General features: G+C 68.0%; 19 protein-coding genes. 4 read left to right on the forward strand and 15 right to left on the reverse strand.

Annotation, left to right across the window (positions count from 1 at the left end; genetic code table 11):
• Position 1: 1 nt before the first annotated feature.
• From ABNQ38_RS26645 to nifA, 14 genes are all read right to left on the reverse strand, one after another.
• Positions 2-1,057, reverse strand: coding sequence for a lipid A deacylase LpxR family protein (locus ABNQ38_RS26645; RefSeq protein WP_377808854.1), 1,056 nt, complete (start codon positions 1,055-1,057; stop codon positions 2-4).
• A gap of 118 nt (positions 1,058-1,175) precedes the next feature.
• The gene (locus ABNQ38_RS26650; protein ID WP_377808855.1) at positions 1,176-2,063 is read right to left on the reverse strand and encodes an SIR2 family protein; all 888 of its coding nucleotides are present in this window, start codon (positions 2,061-2,063) and stop codon (positions 1,176-1,178) included.
• A gap of 36 nt (positions 2,064-2,099) precedes the next feature.
• The gene (locus tag ABNQ38_RS26655; protein WP_377808856.1) at positions 2,100-3,311 is read right to left on the reverse strand and encodes a DegT/DnrJ/EryC1/StrS family aminotransferase; all 1,212 of its coding nucleotides are present in this window, start codon (positions 3,309-3,311) and stop codon (positions 2,100-2,102) included.
• Positions 3,312-3,596 (reverse strand): hypothetical protein, encoded by a 285-nt coding sequence (locus ABNQ38_RS26660; RefSeq protein WP_377808857.1) that lies wholly within the window; start codon positions 3,594-3,596, stop codon positions 3,312-3,314.
• Between the two features lie 5 nt (positions 3,597-3,601).
• On the reverse strand, positions 3,602-3,811 hold the full coding sequence (gene nifT / locus ABNQ38_RS26665) for a putative nitrogen fixation protein NifT (RefSeq protein WP_098739281.1): 210 nt from the start codon (positions 3,809-3,811) through the stop codon (positions 3,602-3,604).
• 41 nt (positions 3,812-3,852) lie between these two features.
• Positions 3,853-5,004, reverse strand: coding sequence for a cysteine desulfurase family protein (locus tag ABNQ38_RS26670; RefSeq protein WP_377808858.1), 1,152 nt, complete (start codon positions 5,002-5,004; stop codon positions 3,853-3,855).
• Positions 5,005-5,033: 29 nt separating this feature from the next.
• A complete protein-coding gene (locus ABNQ38_RS26675; protein WP_098739283.1) occupies positions 5,034-5,339 on the reverse strand; it encodes a nitrogen fixation protein NifZ in 306 nt (101 codons plus the stop codon).
• Between the two features lie 58 nt (positions 5,340-5,397).
• Positions 5,398-5,724, reverse strand: coding sequence for a nitrogen fixation protein NifZ (locus ABNQ38_RS26680; RefSeq protein WP_377808859.1), 327 nt, complete (start codon positions 5,722-5,724; stop codon positions 5,398-5,400).
• Between the two features lie 30 nt (positions 5,725-5,754).
• The gene (locus tag ABNQ38_RS26685) at positions 5,755-6,579 is read right to left on the reverse strand and encodes a 4Fe4S-binding leucine-rich repeat protein (protein WP_377808860.1); all 825 of its coding nucleotides are present in this window, start codon (positions 6,577-6,579) and stop codon (positions 5,755-5,757) included.
• Positions 6,576-7,151, reverse strand: a complete 576-nt coding sequence (locus ABNQ38_RS26690; protein ID WP_377808862.1) for a hypothetical protein — start codon at positions 7,149-7,151, stop codon at positions 6,576-6,578. The genes ABNQ38_RS26685 and ABNQ38_RS26690 overlap by 4 nt, the downstream gene beginning before the upstream one ends.
• 5 nt (positions 7,152-7,156) lie before the next feature.
• Positions 7,157-7,348, reverse strand: a complete 192-nt coding sequence (locus ABNQ38_RS26695; RefSeq protein ID WP_014248512.1) for a 4Fe-4S dicluster domain-containing protein — start codon at positions 7,346-7,348, stop codon at positions 7,157-7,159.
• Between the two features lie 47 nt (positions 7,349-7,395).
• Positions 7,396-8,958, reverse strand: a complete 1,563-nt coding sequence (gene nifB, locus ABNQ38_RS26700) for a nitrogenase cofactor biosynthesis protein NifB (protein WP_377808863.1) — start codon at positions 8,956-8,958, stop codon at positions 7,396-7,398.
• Between the two features lie 187 nt (positions 8,959-9,145).
• Positions 9,146-10,042 carry an adenylate/guanylate cyclase domain-containing protein gene (locus ABNQ38_RS26705; RefSeq protein ID WP_377808864.1) on the reverse strand — a complete coding sequence of 299 codons (897 nt, stop codon included), beginning with the start codon at positions 10,040-10,042 and terminating at the stop codon, positions 9,146-9,148.
• Between the two features lie 122 nt (positions 10,043-10,164).
• Positions 10,165-12,063 carry a nif-specific transcriptional activator NifA gene (gene nifA / locus ABNQ38_RS26710; RefSeq protein ID WP_377808866.1) on the reverse strand — a complete coding sequence of 633 codons (1,899 nt, stop codon included), beginning with the start codon at positions 12,061-12,063 and terminating at the stop codon, positions 10,165-10,167.
• 351 nt (positions 12,064-12,414) lie between these two features.
• On the opposite strand from nifA, the gene ABNQ38_RS26715 reads away from it, so the two are divergent.
• From ABNQ38_RS26715 to ABNQ38_RS26725, 3 genes are read left to right on the forward strand one after another with little or no spacing between them, the layout of a single operon-like run.
• Positions 12,415-13,152: a TetR/AcrR family transcriptional regulator gene (locus tag ABNQ38_RS26715; protein ID WP_377808867.1), complete on the forward strand. Its 738-nt coding sequence runs from the start codon at positions 12,415-12,417 to the stop codon at positions 13,150-13,152.
• On the forward strand, positions 13,149-14,144 hold the full coding sequence (locus ABNQ38_RS26720; protein WP_377808868.1) for an HlyD family secretion protein: 996 nt from the start codon (positions 13,149-13,151) through the stop codon (positions 14,142-14,144). The genes ABNQ38_RS26715 and ABNQ38_RS26720 overlap by 4 nt, the downstream gene beginning before the upstream one ends.
• Positions 14,141-15,088, forward strand: a complete 948-nt coding sequence (locus tag ABNQ38_RS26725) for an ATP-binding cassette domain-containing protein (protein ID WP_377808869.1) — start codon at positions 14,141-14,143, stop codon at positions 15,086-15,088. The genes ABNQ38_RS26720 and ABNQ38_RS26725 overlap by 4 nt, the downstream gene beginning before the upstream one ends.
• 4 nt (positions 15,089-15,092) lie before the next feature.
• Here ABNQ38_RS26725 and ABNQ38_RS26730 read toward each other — a convergent pair whose 3' ends face one another.
• On the reverse strand, positions 15,093-15,461 hold the full coding sequence (locus ABNQ38_RS26730) for a hypothetical protein (RefSeq protein ID WP_244592747.1): 369 nt from the start codon (positions 15,459-15,461) through the stop codon (positions 15,093-15,095).
• Positions 15,462-15,877: 416 nt separating this feature from the next.
• Between ABNQ38_RS26730 and ABNQ38_RS26735 the strand changes: the two genes are divergently transcribed.
• Positions 15,878-16,102, forward strand: a complete 225-nt coding sequence (locus ABNQ38_RS26735; protein ID WP_042443767.1) for a hypothetical protein — start codon at positions 15,878-15,880, stop codon at positions 16,100-16,102.
• The last annotated feature ends 12 nt before the right edge of the window (positions 16,103-16,114 follow it).

Below are 16,114 nucleotides of genomic sequence, written 5' to 3' on the forward strand. Positions count from 1 at the left end.
CTCAGAACTGGGCCGACAGACGCAGGGAGCCGTAGTTGGTCAGCGACTTCTGGCCTTGGAACTCCGGCGTCTGCAAGGTCTGGGCATAGGTCAGGCCATAGCGGCCATAGCGCAGCGTCAGGCCGGCCTGCATGCTGCCGACCAGCGGATGCTTGGCGACCGACCGGCTTTCGCGGAACGTGTTGCCGTCCAGGAAGATGTTGCGCGCCACAGCCCGGCCCTCGGCACTGGCATAGACGTACCAGGAAAAGCGCCCCGGCCGCTCCGAATAGGGGTTGTCCTGGTAGGGGATGCTTGAGGTCGGGCGCGTCACCAGCGCACCGACCGGCGGCGGCATGTTGCCGCCGAGCCGGATGCTGGCCCCCGCCGCGGCGAAGGTCAGCACATTGCCGACGCTGCCGGCGACATGGGGGCTGAAATCCCATTCCAGCGGGCCGAGGCTGTTGGGCTTCTCGTCGCGCCAGACATGCTCGTAGCTCAGCACGACACCCGGCTCGTCGCGCAGCTGGTAGTTCCAGCCCTCCGGATAGGTGGCGCCGTCGACGATCTTGTGGACCGTCTTCTGCGTCTGCTCCGCCAGCGAAGCCGGGCCGACCATGCCGAGGTCGAGGTCGATGCGGTCCACCGCCCGCGGCGCCTCGTTCAGCACCGACACGCGGCCATAGAGCCAGCCGGCATAGGGCCGGTCCTTGGGGTTCGGATTGCGGGCGGTCAGGTCGCTCGGCGTGTAGATGTTCTGGCCGAAAGCGAAGCCGTAGCGCCGCACCCCGCCCGGTTCGATCCAGGGCACGACATTGGCCAGCCAGTCGATGTTGCCGTAGGTCGGCCGCGCGCCGGAGAAATAATAGAACTGGAATCCGTTCGTGTAGTAGCGGTCGGTCCCGCCGCCGAACAGGTCGTTGTCGATCCAGAAGCCGATGGCCGGGCCGGAGGTGGCGGGTTCATCGCCGGGGGGAGGGGTGGTCTCCTGCGCGGTGGCCGGCGACATCGCTGCCGACGCGGTCAGCAGCAGGGCCGTAAATGCTGCGGCCACAGTGGGGCCGCTCTTCGTCACCATTCCGGCACGCTCCATCCGTTTCGCGAGATAACGGACGGAGGCGATGTGTGTTGCGATGCGGCACGGCCTCTTTGGGGGTAGGGGGCCGGTGCCTCGGTCGAGGATGCCCCACGCACCCTCACACCAGCGTCCGCAAGCCCTCCACCGCTTCCTCCAGCGTCAGGTCGATCCGCTTGATCCCGTGCAGTGCCAGGAAGCGCGTCTCGTTCTTCGACAGTTCGCCGGGGATCACCGCCCAGTGGCTGTCGGAGGAGCGCTTGGCGATCTGGCGGGCGAAGGTGCGCTGGATCTCCTGGTCGAAGCGGCAGCCCAGATACAGGAAATGACGGCCGGCGCGGCGGTCCTGAACAATGGCGGGGATCGGGGTCTGGATGTCGATCTCCGTCAGGATCTCGACATAGTCGCTGTCGGAGATCAGGTAATTGCCGGCCGGCGTCACCGCCCCCGACGGCTTGTAGAGCACGGTGTCCCAGCCGGCCGCTGCCTCGGCGGAGGCGGCGGCGCCGTCGGGGGCGTAGTAGCGCACCCATTCGCCGGTCGATTGCGGGTGCGACACCCCCTGGATCTGGCCCCAGGTCCGGTCGGCCGCGGCGCTCAGCAGGCTGTCCAGCACATTGTCGTACCAGACATCGACCAGCAGCGGCGGGGCCGGGATTGCCGCCAGTAGGGCATGTACCGGGGTGGCCGGCACCGTCTGCCGGAAGATGTCGTTGAGGATGGTCTCCAGCGTCTTGCGGTGCTTGCGCGTCTCGATGAACTGGGCGACCGCGGTCAGGCTGGCGCGGATGCGGCCGGGGGCGGCGACCTTGGCGTTCAGGCGCTGCACCAGTTCCACCGAGTTGCGCGGGATCGGACACTGGTCGGGCGGCAGCAGGTCGAAGGCGCCGGGGCCGAGATAGGGCACCGCCTGCCGCGCCGCCAATGCCGCGGCGATGTCTGCCAGCGCCGTGGCGGCGTCCGGAACCGTGACAGAGTCGGTATCGGTTGCAAGCGTGGTGACGATCATGGAAGGCCTCTCCCTGGCGTTTTGGAGCCTGGCGTTTCAGAGATAGATCGCGGCGCCGGCGCCGGTGTTGACGCTGGCGTCCTTCAGCGTTTCCACGATGAAGGCGACCTGATCGCGGGTGATCTTGCGGTGCAGCGGCAGGGCCAGCACGCGGTCGGCGGTCTTGGTGCAGACCGGGCAGGCTCCGCGCCCGGCCCGCTGTTCACCGAGCGCTTCGATGTAATATTGCTGGGTGTGCAGTGGCTGGCCGTAGTCGCTGGCGTCGATGTCCTGGGTGTCCAGATCCTCGATGATCGAGCGGCGGCCCGACGCGCTGAAGCGGGTGCCGAGATGGACGCAATAGACCATCGGGTTGACCACCTCGGCTCCCGGCCCGCGATAGGGCGGCTTGATCCCCTCGAAGCTCGCCATCGCCGCGTCGTAATAGGCGATCACCAGATTGCGGCGGGTCAGGATCTCCGGCAGGCGCTTCAACTGCACCAGGGCGAGCGCGGCGTTCAGGTCGCTCATCCCCGCCTGCCAGGGCAGGGTGCGGGTGATGACCACGGTGTTGCGGTGCTCCGTCTCGCGCCGGCGCATGTAGCGCAGACGGTGGGCGAGGTCGCGGTCGTCGGTGACGATCATGCCGCCCTCGCCAGCCAGCAGGATGCCGGGTTCGGAAAAGTCGAAGACCGCCGCGTCGCCGAAGGTGCCGACCATCTGGCCCTTGTAGGTCGAGCCGATGGCCTCGGTCGAATCCTCCAGCAGGATCAGCCCCTTGGCATCGGCCAGCGCACGCAGCTCGTCCCAATGCGCGGGGTGGCCGTTGACGTTGGCGGCCAGGATCGCCCTGGTCTTCGGCGTTATCAGCGCCGCCGCCTTCTCCGGGTTGATGGTGTGCTGCCAATAGTCGATGTCGACCAGCACCGGCGTGGCGCCGGACAGCGCCACCGCGTGCTGCACCTGATGCCAGCCGAACGGGCTGCACAGCACCTCGTCCCCCTCGCCGATGCCATGGCCCTTCAGCATCAGCAGCGTGGCCATGGTGCCGCTGGACACCGCCACCGCATGGTCGCGGCCGACATAGGCGGCGAAGGCGTCCTCGAAGGCCCGCACCATCCGCCCGTCGCTCAATGCCCCGGAGGACAGCAGGCGGCCGAGCATCTCGACCTCGGCACCGGAGATGTCCGGATCGGTCAGCGGGATGTAGTCGTCCAGCCCGTCATCGCCGGAGGCTGCGGGGTCCCATGCTGCGGCGGCTTCGCTCATTCACTCGTCCTCGTCCCGTTGGGCGATCACGACGCCGGTGGCAAGCTCCGGCTTGTCGGTGATGAGCCAGCAGTGGTTGTTGCCGTCCACCAGATGCAGGTCGAAGCCCGCCTCTTCCCGGAAGGGATCCTCCGCCATCACCGCGGCCATGGCGCCGGTGACGGTCTTCAGGTCCGGGTTGGCCTCGCGCACGCTGCGGACCACGGCGTCGAGCTTGCCGCCCCCGGCGAACAGCCGGCCGGCCAGGGTGGCGATGCTGTCGATGCGCTCGGGAGACAGGGCCATGGGCGTTACTCCGTGCCGCGTTTTTTGGCTTCGACGGTGATCGGCAGGCGGGTTTCCGCCGGCATCTCCGGCAGATCGAGCGTCCACCCGTTGGCGACCTTGACCCAGCCGCCCCACAGGCCCGGCTTCTCCATCTCGACGATGGGTTCCTCCAGGTCCTTCTTGGCGACGTAGATCGTGTACTGCTCGGACGCCTTGCGGATCATCACCTTCATCACCGACACTCCATCCTATTGTTTGATTTATGTTTTTTTGTTCAGACCACGACCAGCCGGGCATGCAGGGCCGGCAGTTCCGACAGGACGGCGTCCACCTCCGCCGCCGTGGTGTAGCGGCTCAGCGAGAAGCGCAGGCTGGCGGCGGCCTCGGCGCCGTTCAGCCCCATCGCGGTCAGCACATGGCTCGGCTCATTGCCGCCGGAGGAGCAGGCCGCCCCCATCGACACGGCGATGCCGGCGCGGTCGAGCCGCATCAGCAGTTCTTCAGCGTCCACCGGATGGCCACGCCCGTCGGCGAAGCGGATGTTGCTGGTGTTGGGCAGACGGGCGGCGCCAGCGCCGTTCGCCGCCGCACCGGGCCAGCGGGCGAGGATGCCCTGCTCCAGCCGGTCGCGCAGGAAGGCGGTCAGGTCGGCTTCGTCCAGCCAGAGGGACGCCAGCGACGCGGCGGCGCCGAAGCCGACGATGCCCGGCACATTCTCCGTCCCGCCGCGACGGCGGCGCTCCTGATGGCCGTGGATCACCGCATGGAAGGGCGCGCCCTTGCGGACATAGAGCGCGCCGACGCCCTTCGGCCCGTGCATCTTGTGGGCGGACAGGGTGAGGTAGTCGGCGATGCCGCAATCGACCGGCACCCGGCCCGCCGCCTGCACCGCGTCGCTGTGGAACAGGGCGCCGTGGGCATGGGCGATGGCTGAGGCCCCTTCGACCGGCATCAGGACGCCGGTCTCGTTGTTGGCCCACATCATGGAGACCAGCGCCGTCGCCTCCGTCACCACTGCGGCCAAATCGACCAGCGAGGGCAGGCCGTCGCGGTTCACCGGCAGGACGGTGACGCGCCAGCCGCGCTGGCGCAGGTCGTCGAACAGGGCCAGCGTCGCCGGATGCTCCACCGCGGTGGTGACGATGTGGTCGCGGCGGTGGTCGGCCTCCTCGATCACGCGCAGCGCGCCCAGGATGGCGGCGTGGGTCGCCTCGGTGGCGCTGCCGGTCATCACCAGATCGGCCGGCTTGGCGCCGATCAGGGCCGCGACCTGCGCCTTGGCCTCGCTGACCGCGCGGCGGGCGGCCATGCCGGCGGAATGGGGGCTGGACGGGTTGGCGAACTCGCCGAACAGGTGCGGCAGCATCGCCTCGCGCACCTCCGCAGCCAGGGCGGTGGTGGCGTTGTTGTCGAGGTAGATCGTCATCGCATCGCTCCCCATCGCATCACGCACCATCACATGACACCGGGCACGCCGCGCCGCGATCCGTCGGCCGGGACGATCTCCTCCTCCAGGCAACCGACGACGGTGCCGCCGGGGAACTCCACCAGATAGACCGGCAGGCTGCCTTCCTCGGTGCGGCCGACGCGGACGATGGTGCCGGGGGTGCCCCTGGGCGCCAGCAGTGCACCGTCCGGCACCTGCGGGTGGCTGCCGTCGTTGAACAGATCCTCCTGCACCGTGACCCGCAGGCCCCAGTCGTACAGCGGTTCGCGCGGCGGGATGAAACCGGGCTTGGCGGCGGCTTCGACGTCAGACATCGCGAGGCTCCTTATCGGTGGGGACCAGCTGGTTTGGCCTGGGGCTTCCGGGCTGGGTTCACTGGGGGTCGTTGCAATGGGCGTCGATCACCTGAAGCTCGCGCGCACGCATGCCGACGACGACCTGTTTCTCAAAGAAATCAACGGCATAGACGTAATACATCTGCAGATAGGTCCCGATGGAGATGACGTAGCCGACATCGCCCTCGCGGATCAGGAAGTCGCCGACCGGCCGGCCCGGATAGGTGCCGTCGTTGCGCACGTCGCGCAGGGCCTTGACCTTGAACCCCTGCTCCAGCACCGGCGGGCCGACCAGCTCGTTGGCGTCCTCGGCGTTGCGGGCGCGTTCCCGGCGGTATGGGGCTGCTGCTTCGGTGTCGGTCATGGCGCGGGAGCTCCGTCCGTTGAGGGGGCGCTAGAGGGGGGGGAGGTCGTTGGCGATCGTGAGCCCGGCGGCGAGGCCGGCGGCGCGCTGGCGGGCGATGGCCCGCACCTCCTCCTCCGGGTCGTCGAGCAGGGGGCCCAGCTGTCCGGCATCGATCCGTCCGGCGACGGCGAGGCGGACCATCCAGTCGGCATCCTGCAGCAGGATGTGGAGCTTCGACGCCGGCAGCCGCTGTGCCACCACCAGCCGCACCCGCGGGCTGTCGTCCCAGGCGAGGCTGGGCAGCCAGTCCATGGCAAGGCGGCGGGCGACCTCCACCCGCACCTCCGGGTCCTCGTCGTGCATCATCGCCGGCAGCATGCCGTCGGGAATCCGCCGCACCACCCGCAGCCGGACCGAACAGTCGGGATCGCGCATCAGCGGGGCGAGGTCGGCGTCCTCCAGCCGGGTGGCGACGGCGATCCGCACCTCGCGGTCGGGATCGTCGCGCAGCTTCAGCAGCAGCCGGCGCGGCAGCCGCCGGGCCAGGACGGAGCGCACCGTTTCGTCCGGGTCGTTCATCAGCCGGGGAAGCTGGAAGATCGGGGCGAAGCGGGCGGCATTCGCCCGGACCTCGAAATAGGGATGGTCGAGATGGCCGGCCGACAGATCCGGATTCCATTCGAAGAAGCGCTGGATGCGCTTGGCGTAGCGGTCCTCGACGCAGGTCTTCCGCGGCAGGCAATGACCGGGCAGCTTGCCGCTGGGCGGCAGAACGGCGGCATCATGGTCGAGCCGGCGGTCGCGGTGGGCGCAGGCGGTGCAGTCGATCGGGTCGCCGCGCCAGTCCAGGGCTTCGAGGACGTCGTCGCTCATGCGCCGGCCTCCTCAAGCTCGTCCTCATGCTCGCGGCGGTCGGCAACGGCGATCAGGCGACCTGCGCCGAAACGGTCGTCGGGGTCGAGATCGCGGACCTTGGTCAGCGCCTCCCGCCCGGCGTCCATCCGGCCGCTGCGCAGCAGCAGGTAGCCGACGGCGACCAGGGCGAACAGGAACAGGCGGGGCGCCGGTTCCAGCCCGCGGAAATCGGCCATGGCCGGTGTGATGCTGCGCCAGTCCGTATGATTGACGCCGAGTGCCGCCATCGCATGGCCGAGCATGCGCTCGCCATAGACCAGCGCCTGATCGAGGTTGGATTTGTAGAAGTGGAACTTGTAATGGCCGAGGTCGACGAGGCGATGACCGGGGGCGATCTCCGCCGCACGGGTAAGATGGGCGAGCGCCGCCCCGCTGTCGGCATAGCTGGCGGCGGCCAGATGCAGGCAGCGCTCCGCTTCGGGCGGAAGATCCCCGCCGTAATAGCGGCGGGCGAACCAATCCTCATCCACCTCGTCCAGCATGGCGCGGTGCTCCTGGGGTTCCCCCTCTCCCCCAAGGGAGAGGGGCATTCACATCACGCCGGGACGCAGCAGTCGGCCGGGCAGACGGCGGCGCATTGCGGGCTGTCGAACTGGCCCTGGCATTCGGTGCACTTGGCCGGGTCGATGACGTAGGTGCCCTTCTTCAGGCTGATGGCGATGTTCGGGCACTCGGCCTCGCAGGCGCCGCAGACGGTGCATTCGGCGGACTTGATCTTGTAGGCCATGGCTCTCTCCTTGGGTGATGGGATGGCTGTGGAGGGGGAAAAGGGGGTCAGGCGCGGCGCGCGGTCAGCGCCCCGGTGCGGATCACCGCGTCTTGGCCGGCGCGGGACTGGACGACGCCCTGGCCGAGCCGCTCGGCGTAGTCCTTGAAGTAGGCCAGCGCCGATTCCTCGATGTAGTCGAAGGCGAAGCGGTCGACCGGTTCGATCCCGGCGTCGGCCAGCGACTTGGACGGGCAGCCGCCGACCTTGGCGACGAACACCGCGGTGCAGTCGTTGATCGCAGCCAGCACGCCGTCCAGCGTGTCGACGTCGCCGGAGCCGCCTTCGCAATACTGGTCGACGCGGCGGTGGCCGACGAACTTGGCGCCGGCGGGTCCGACCTCGTAAATCTGGAATTCCTTGGCGTGGCCGAAATGCTCGTTGATGCGCTCGCCGCCCTTGGTGGCGATGGCGATCAGGATCGGATCGGCCGTGGTGCCGACGCTGTCGCGCACATCGGCCTGTGCCGCGGCCTTCGAGGCGTTGCGGCCGGCGCGTTCGGCCTCCACATGCTCGCGATAGCTGCGGCGGGCCTCGTCGTCATAGTCGACGATGCCCATCGCCTCAATCTTGTCGGCGGTGAATTCCTCGCCGCGGTCCTCGCCCAGCAGGCCGACGGCGTCGGCACGGCACTGGCGGCAGTGGCGCATCAGCTTGGCCCCGCCCTCACAGGCGTCCTGAACCACCTTCAGTTCCTGCGCGGTGGGGCCGCGCTGGCCGTTCAGGCCGAACCAGGTGCCGTGGGCGGGATCGGAGATCAGCGGCATGATGTTGTGCAGGAAGGCGCCACGGCTCTTCACCGCCTTGTTCACCTCCAGCAGATGCTCGTCGTTGACCCCGGGGATCATGACCGAGTTCACCTTCACCAGGATGCCGCGCGAGGTCAGCATCTCCAGCCCCAGCATCTGCTGCTCGTGCAGGATCCTGGCGGCGTCCAGCCCGGTCCAGCGCTTGTGCTTGTAGAAGATCCACGGGTAGATCTGCGCGCCGACCTCCGGATCGACCATGTTGATGGTGATGGTGACGTGGTCGATGTTGTACTGGGCGATGGTGTCCACATGGTCGGGCAGGGCCAGACCGTTGGTGGACAGGCACAGCTTCAGGTCCGGCGCCTTCTTCTGCAGCATTTCGAAGGTGGCGAAGGTGTTCTTGCCGGCGGCGGCCAGACTGTCGCCGGGGCCGGCGATGCCGATCACCGACAACTGCGGGATTTCCTGGGCAACCGCGAGGATCTTCTTGAGCGCCTGATCGGGAGTCAGCTTTTCGGAGACCACGCCCGGCCGGCTCTCGTTCGAGCAATCGTATTTGCGGTTGCAGTAGTTGCACTGGATGTTGCAGGCCGGGGCGACCGCGACATGCATGCGGGCGAAATAGTGATGCGCCTCTTCCGAGTAGCAGGGATGGTTCTTCACCTTTTCCCACACCGCCGGGTCCATGTCGGCCGGACCGTCGGAAGAACCGCAGGACGACGACGAACAGCCGGACGCCGCCTCGGGTGCTGCCGGCATCACGGCTGGCGGGGCCAGTTCCCCCAGCCCGAAGATGCTGTCGAGCGAAACCACGTTGCTCATCATCCACTCCTTCCCTGCCGTGCCGGACGACACCGTTGGACGGAAGAATGAAAAGCAAGTTCGGGGCCAGAAGAAGAAGCGAAGGAATTACAAAGGCTTGTCCGGATTTGTCGGGGGTGCGGACGCTGTCGTCATTGCGACAATGGCGGGGTGGGCAGAGGGCTTTGTCGGGGTGCCGACAAACCGGTCAGGCCAGTTCGGCGCGGAAGGCGACGACATGGTCCTGCCCTTCGTCGCGCGCCTCCGCCCCGAAGCCGATCAGGCCGCTGCCGACCAGCTTGGTCGCATCCCGGCGCAGCACGAGCGGCGGCGATCCGCCGCTGCGGATGAAGGTGCCGTTGGTGGAATGGTCGGTCAGCAGAAAGCTTTCGCGGGTGAAGTCGACTACCGCATGCTGGCGCGAGGTCTGGCGCGAGGCGATGCGCAGGCCGCTGCTGTCCTCCCGCCCGATGGTGACGCGGGGCAGGGCCTGACTCAGCGTGATGTCCTGCCCGCGATAGGCGAGGTGCAGGGTGACCATTCTGCGGCCGACCTCCGACACCAGCGAGAAGCCGAGCGTGGTGCTGTCGATGGCGTCCTCGGCATCGTCGCCGGTGCGGATTTGGTGGACCGGGATCGGGGTGGTCTTGCCCTTCATCGCGACATTGCTCAGCGGCTTGGTCCGGCCGCGCAGGTCGGGTGACAAGCCCTCCACCAGAGCCTGAGTCGCCAGGATCTCACCCGGCCGGGCGATCTGCTGCACCCGTGCGGCGACGTTGCAGGCGTCGCCGTAGAGGTCGCCGACCCCTTCGATCACCGAACCGAAATGGATGCCGATGCGCAGCCGCAGCCCGTACTGGTCCTCGATGCCGATCATCGCGCAGGCGGTGCGGGCGCTGTCGTCGCGCAACGGGAAGGCGGCGAGCAGCCCGTCGCCCAGGCTCTTGATGACGCCGCCGCGATTCTCATCCACCAGCCGGCGCAGATGGGCCAGCACCCGCTGCGTCAGCGCCGCCGCGGTGACGTTGCCGACGCGCTCGTACAGCATCGTGCTGTCGGCAATGTCGACGAACAGCAGGGCGAGGGGCTTCTCAAGCGAAGGCAAGACGGAAATCCGTTCGACCGGGGAGCATGCCATCGAATCGAAGGCCCGGCAGGGTAACACGAAACCGCAGGGTGCGCGACGGGGGTGCCGCCGGACGACGTCCGGCTCCCCGGTTTACGGACCTAGAACCGCTTGATTTCGATGTTGTACTTGCGCAGCGCGTAGCTCACCTGACGCGTCGTCATGCCCAGCAGGCGGGCGGCCTTGGCCTGAACCCAGCCGGTCCGCTCCATCGCCCAGATCAGGCGGTCGCGCAGCGGGCCCGACTCCGGTTCGTCCAGCGGCAGGTCGGGCCCGGCCGAAGCCGGTTGCGGAGCCGGGGCGGACGGGACGGCCGGGGCGGACGCCGTCGGCTGGGGGGTGGGCAGGGGGACGATGGCCGAAGGCGGCAGGGGCTTCGAGGCGCCGCAGACCGGCATCGGTCCGGCCCCGCAACCCGATGCGCAGGCCGGCCACTGTGTTCCGTTCGGCGCTCCATTCGCCGCCCCGTTGGCGGGGGCCGGCATCGCCGGCGGCATCCCCGGCGGCACGGCAGGCGTCTGCGGACGCCCCGGCGCGGGAGGGGCAACCGACGGGTTCGTCGGCGTTCCGCTCATCGACGGGGCCAGCCCACCGACGGCGGCGCCCATGGTGCGGTACTGGAACAGGACCGACGAGTTGCAGAGATTCATGCTGCAGGACAGGTCGGGCACGCGGATGGTGCCGTTGCGGCACTGGGTCGCCGCCCGCTCGATGCAGTTCTCCAACTCGCGCACGTTGCCGGGCCAGGTGCAGCGGTTCAGCACCTCCAGCGCGTCCGGGGCGATGTCCAGATTGAGGCCGTTGTCGCGGCCGAACTTGCCGACGAAATGCTTGGCCAGCATGCCGATGTCGCCTCGCCGTTCGCGCAGCGGCGGCAGGTGGATGGTCACCACGTTGATGCGGAAATACAGGTCGGCGCGGAACTTGCCGTGGCCGACAGCCTCCTCGAGGTTCAGGTTGGTGGCGCAGATCAGACGCACATCGGTCTTGATCGTCTTCGATCCGCCGACCCGTTCGAACTCCTGCTCCTGCAGCACGCGCAGCAGCTTGCCCTGGAAGTTGGAGGAGATGTCGCCGATCTCGTCCAGGAACAGCGTGCCGCCGGAGGCCAGCTCGAACCGGCCCTTGTGATCCTTCTGCGCGCCGGTGAAGGACCCCTTCTCGTGGCCGAACAGCTCCGATTCCAGCAGCGATTCGGGCAAGGCGGCGCAGTTGACGCGGATGAAGGGCGCCTCCTTGCGCGGCGACAGGTTGTGGATGGCGCGCGCGATCAGCTCCTTGCCGGTGCCGCTCTCGCCGCGGATCAGCACGGTCGACTTGAAGGGCGCCACCCGGTGCACCTGGCCCAGAACGTCGACCATGTTGGGGCTGGTGCAGACCACGTCGTTGACCGGCGCCACCACCGGCCGCAACTCCTTCTGGACGCGGAAGGTCTCGCGCATCATGAAGCGCCGCTCCTCCGCCACCGTGCGGTGCAGGCGCACGGTCTGGCCGATCAGGTTGGCGACCATGGTCAGGAAACGGACGTCGGAGCCGAAATGGCCGCTGGGGCCGTCGTCGGAGATGCGGTCGATGGTCAGCACGCCGATGACGGCTCCGGCCGCCTTGATCGGCACGCCGACCAGCGAGGCCACCTGCTCGTCCAGATCGTCGCGCCCGCCGGAGCGGTTGTTGAACAGCGGCTCCTCGGCGAGGTTGGGCACGACGGCCGGCATGCCGGTCTTCAGGATGCGGCCGCTGATGCCTTCGCCCTGGTTGTAATCGATCTCCTGCGCCGGCGAATCCTTGGGCAGGCCCTGCGCGGCGACGAGGCGCAGAGCCCCGTCCTCGCCCTGAAGATAGACACGGCCGCGATGCATCTGCAACTGGTAGGACAGCGCCCGCAGCACCTCGCGCAGGGTCTGTTCCAGATCCAGCGACGACCCGAGGATCTTGCTGACCTCGTAGATCGTCAACAGCTCCAGGCTGGAGGATGACGCGGACTGGGCAGCACTCGGCATGTTCGATCCCCTCGCTCGGCTGGGGACCCGGGCCAATGCCGGACGGGAGAGTCCAGACATCGCAAGCCGTCGGGTCCCGGCGTCAGCGCCTTGATCTGTACCCCCCGAAAACCGCGGCGGCCGTTGGTCCGGCCATGCCGTTCATGTCCTGTTTTGGAGCCCGTCTTCCAGGCCGGGCATGGCTGCGACTCCGTTCGTACGCTGCCAGCCGGTGGAAAGTGTCCGTGACTGCTCGCGGAAAGGCAAGACCTTTTGCATAGATTCTATTGCGGCGCACAATGACTTTAGCCATTGGTGGAACGGCCGGATCATGTTAATAACTGACTGGTCAGTTATAAAGAGAGGCGCGCCATGCCCTCCCGCAAATCCGGTCCTCCGCCCGATTCCCGTCCCGCCCTCGCCTCCGATCCGGCTGCGTCCGGCGAACCGCCGCGCTGGCGCCGCCGCAAGGACGCCCGGCCGCAGGAGATCGTCGCCGCCGCGATGGAGGTCTTCGCCGACCGCGGTTTCGCCGCCGCGCGGCTGGAGGAGGTGGCGGCCCGCGCCGGGGTCAGCAAGGGCACGCTCTATCTCTACTTTCCCAGCAAGGAGGAGCTTTTCAAGGCGGTGATCCGCGCCGCCATCCTGCCGAACCTGCACCAGGCCGAAGCGCTGGTCGCCTCGGCTGGCGGGCCGTGCTTTCCGGTGCTGGAGCAGCTACTGCGCATGGTGGCGCGGCTGATCGCCACGACGCGCATGGCGGTGATCCCGCGGCTGGTGATCGCCGAGGCCGGCAATTTCCCTGAACTTGCCGCCTTCTACCACCGCGAGGTGATCCGCCGCGGCTTCGGTGTGTTGGGGGGCCTGCTGCGGCGGGGCATGGAGAGCGGAGAGTTCCGTCCGATGGAGCTCGATCCCAGCGTGCGTCTGATCGTCGCACCGCTGCTGATGAGCGCCGTGTGGCGAACCTCCTTCGACGGGGTCGATGGCGAACCGCCCATGGACGTGGCGGCGCTGGTGGAGGTCCACATCGACAACCTGCGCCGTGTGCTGGTGCGTGATGCAGATGAGCAGACAGGGCGGGCAGGAGCGGGGGAGGATGCGCCATGAGCGGATTTCTCGGAAACCTTCTGGACGGGCTGGCGGCCATCGCTCTGGCGGTGGGGCTGCCCATCGCGGCCGGCGGGACGCCGCCGCTCGCCCATGGCTATGTCGAGGGGGAGTATCTGCGCATCGCCGCCCCCAGCGCCGGCATGCTGGAAAGCATGTCGGTCGCCCGCGGGGCACAGGTGGCGGCAGGAGCGCCGCTCTTCGCCATCGACCGTGCCACCGCCAGGGCCGAGCGCGACCGGCTGGCGGCGGCGCTGGCCCAGGCGCGGGCACAGCGCGCCGACCTCGCCACCGGCAAGCGGGCGCAGGAGGTGGCGGTGCTGACCGCGCAGAAGGTGCGGGCGGAGGCGGCGCTGCGCTACTCCACCGCCGAACTGGCCCGCCAGCAGGAGTTGGTCGCCCGCAAGGTCTCGTCCCCGGACAAGCTCGATCAGGCGCGCGCCGCCTTCGACCGCGACCGTGGCCAGCTGGCGGAGGCGGATGCCCAATTGGCGGTCGCCGCCTTGCCGGCCCGGCCCGAACAGTTGCGGGCTGCCGACGAAACGGTGACCCAGGCGGAGGCGGCGCTTGCCCAGGCGGAGCGGCGGCTGGCCGATCTGGCTCCCGTCGCCCCGACGGCGGCCCTGGTTGAGGACACGCTGTACAATCCCGGCGAGTGGGTGCCGGCCGGCTCCCCGGTGGTGTCGCTCCTGCCGCCGGAGCGGGTGAAGCTGGTGCTGTTCGTCCCGGAAACCACCTTGGCGGGTGTGGTGCCGGGCGGCGGCTTGACGGTGCGTTGCGACGCCTGTCCACCCGGCCTGTCCGCACGGGTGACACGGATCGCCTCGCAGGCGGAATACACCCCGCCGGTGATCTACAGCGTCGGCAGCCGGGAGAAGCTGGTCTTCCGGGTGGAGGCCCGGATGGAGACGACATCGGGCCGGCCGCTGAACCCGGGGCTGCCGGTCGATGTCTGGCTGGCGGATGTCCGGCCGGCAGGGGCGGGGCAATGACGGCGGACAGCTCGGCGGCCAATGCTGGCCCGGCCATCGACGTGCGCGGTCTGGTCAAGCGCTTCGGCAGCAAGACCGTGGTCGACGATGTGTCGATCCGGGTGGAGACCGGCGAGATCTACGGCTTTCTCGGCCCCAACGGGTCGGGCAAGACCACCACGATCCGGCTGCTGTGCGGCCTGTTGACCCCCGATGCGGGGGAGGGCACCTGCCTTGGCCTCGACATCCGGCGGCACAGTGCGGCGATCAAGCGTCAGGTCGGCTACATGACCCAGAAGTTCAGCTTCTGGGAGGATCTGAGCATCGCCGAGAATCTGGACTTCGTCGCCCGCATGTATGGCCTGCCCGACCGGCGGCGGCGGGTGGTGGAGGCGCTCGACCGGCTGGGCCTGTCCAACCGTCGCACGCAGTTGGCGGGGGAGTTGTCCGGTGGCTGGAAGCAGCGTCTGGCGCTGGCCGCCTGCATCCTGCACGAGCCGAAGCTGCTGTTGCTCGACGAACCGACGGCGGGCGTCGATCCCAAGGCGCGGCGGGAATTCTGGGATGAGATTCACCGGCTGGCCGGCGAGGGTCTGACAGTTCTGGTCAGCACCCATTACATGGACGAGGCGGAACGCTGTCACCGCATCGCCTACATCGCCTACGGCACGCTGATGACGCATGGAACGGTCGATCAGGTGATTGCCGGGTCGGGCCTGCACACCCGTCTGGTCGCGGGCAGCGGCCTGCACCGCATCGCCGCGGCGCTGGAGGGTCAGCCGGGAGTGGAGATGGTGGCGGTCTTCGGCAGCCGCCTGCATGTCAGCGGAACCGACGCCTCAGCCCTGGACCGGGCGCTCGCCCCCTGGATGGGGCTGCCGGAGCTGCGGATCACCGCGACGGAACCGACGCTGGAAGACGTCTTCATCCATCTGATGAACCGCAGCACCGACAATTTCCGGTGACGGATTACTCGGTCTGGGCCGAGGTGACGCCGGTGTTCTTGTTCCACTTCAGCGTCAGCTTGGAGAGCTGGCAAAGGTTCAGCCCCTGCCACACCGCCGATTCGCCGTCGTCATAGACGACCTTCATGTCCCACTTGCAGGTGCTCTCAGCCTTGGCGAAGGCAACTTCGAAGTACTCGCCGTCATTCAGGACGTCACGGCCGAGGATATCCTCGTCCCAGCTGTTGTTGTTGTTTTCCGAAACGTAGATGTGCTTCAGCGGGTAGCCGGTCTTGTTGACGATCGTGAAGTCCTGCTGGCCGGCGAACGCCGCGCCATGCATCAGAAACAGCGAGGACGCAACGAGCAGGGCCTTGGCAGCAACGTTCTTCAAGATGATCTCCGTAGAGGGAAAATTGGGTCGTGATGAAATCTGTGCATCGCAATCGAGAATAGTCAACCATTGAGTTAATCAAAGAGTTTGTTGCAACGCTGAAGTATTATTTCTTTTGTTTGTAAGAAAACAACCTTTGGCGGCGTGTCCGGCATGGACGGGACCTTCGGCCGGCGGATTCCGCCGCAACGTCAGGGCGTCGGCCGCCATGGGATCGCGCCGCCGCCCCGCCGTCGGTTTGCCGGTTGCAAGAGGCCAATGGTCGCAAGCGTTTGGCGCGTCGTGCTCTTTGTCGCGGCGCACACAATGTGGTACATGATGAAAACCGGCCGGAAAGGCCGGTCAAGATCATGACCAAGTTCTGGACCGCAGCCGGTCCCGCCGGGGCGGTCCCAATCCAGGGGAAGGAACAACGCATGTCGGGTTTCAAGGACGCGCCGCCGGATGACCGGTCGGAACTGACGCCGGAGCAGGAAAGCGCCATCCGCATCGTCGCCAACAACCTGCACCGCCTGAACGACGCCGTCGTCAAGGCGGTTGAGGCCGGCGTGACGGTCGAGCTGATGCGCACCGCCCGCTACCACAACGAGACCGGCAACTGGGGCGACCAGCTCACCCCGGTGATCCGTCCCGGCAAGTGATCCTTTCCGGCC

This window comes from Azospirillum sp. A29, assembly GCF_042604625.1.
GTDB lineage: Bacteria > Pseudomonadota > Alphaproteobacteria > Azospirillales > Azospirillaceae > Azospirillum > Azospirillum palustre.

Excerpts from the sequence above, each read along its gene's own strand:
- ABNQ38_RS26670 (WP_377808858.1), bottom strand. The coding sequence starts at position 5,004 with ATGACGATCTACCTCGACAACAACGCCACCACCGCCCTGGCTGCGGAG.
- nifA (WP_377808866.1), bottom strand. The coding sequence starts at position 12,063 with ATGCCGAGTGCTGCCCAGTCCGCGTCATCCTCCAGCCTGGAGCTGTTG.
- ABNQ38_RS26650 (WP_377808855.1), bottom strand. The coding sequence starts at position 2,063 with ATGATCGTCACCACGCTTGCAACCGATACCGACTCTGTCACGGTTCCG.
- ABNQ38_RS26675 (WP_098739283.1), bottom strand. The coding sequence starts at position 5,339 with ATGTCTGACGTCGAAGCCGCCGCCAAGCCCGGTTTCATCCCGCCGCGC.
- ABNQ38_RS26725 (WP_377808869.1), top strand. The coding sequence starts at position 14,141 with ATGACGGCGGACAGCTCGGCGGCCAATGCTGGCCCGGCCATCGACGTG.
- ABNQ38_RS26735 (WP_042443767.1), top strand. The coding sequence starts at position 15,878 with ATGTCGGGTTTCAAGGACGCGCCGCCGGATGACCGGTCGGAACTGACG.
- ABNQ38_RS26690 (WP_377808862.1), bottom strand. The coding sequence starts at position 7,151 with ATGCCCCTCTCCCTTGGGGGAGAGGGGGAACCCCAGGAGCACCGCGCC.
- ABNQ38_RS26660 (WP_377808857.1), bottom strand. The coding sequence starts at position 3,596 with ATGGCCCTGTCTCCCGAGCGCATCGACAGCATCGCCACCCTGGCCGGC.
- ABNQ38_RS26685 (WP_377808860.1), bottom strand. The coding sequence starts at position 6,579 with ATGAGCGACGACGTCCTCGAAGCCCTGGACTGGCGCGGCGACCCGATC.
- ABNQ38_RS26680 (WP_377808859.1), bottom strand. The coding sequence starts at position 5,724 with ATGACCGACACCGAAGCAGCAGCCCCATACCGCCGGGAACGCGCCCGC.
- nifT (WP_098739281.1), bottom strand. The coding sequence starts at position 3,811 with ATGAAGGTGATGATCCGCAAGGCGTCCGAGCAGTACACGATCTACGTC.
- ABNQ38_RS26655 (WP_377808856.1), bottom strand. The coding sequence starts at position 3,311 with ATGAGCGAAGCCGCCGCAGCATGGGACCCCGCAGCCTCCGGCGATGAC.
- ABNQ38_RS26715 (WP_377808867.1), top strand. The coding sequence starts at position 12,415 with ATGCCCTCCCGCAAATCCGGTCCTCCGCCCGATTCCCGTCCCGCCCTC.
- ABNQ38_RS26645 (WP_377808854.1), bottom strand. The coding sequence starts at position 1,057 with ATGGTGACGAAGAGCGGCCCCACTGTGGCCGCAGCATTTACGGCCCTG.
- nifB (WP_377808863.1), bottom strand. The coding sequence starts at position 8,958 with ATGAGCAACGTGGTTTCGCTCGACAGCATCTTCGGGCTGGGGGAACTG.
- ABNQ38_RS26720 (WP_377808868.1), top strand. The coding sequence starts at position 13,149 with ATGAGCGGATTTCTCGGAAACCTTCTGGACGGGCTGGCGGCCATCGCT.
- ABNQ38_RS26695 (WP_014248512.1), bottom strand. The coding sequence starts at position 7,348 with ATGGCCTACAAGATCAAGTCCGCCGAATGCACCGTCTGCGGCGCCTGC.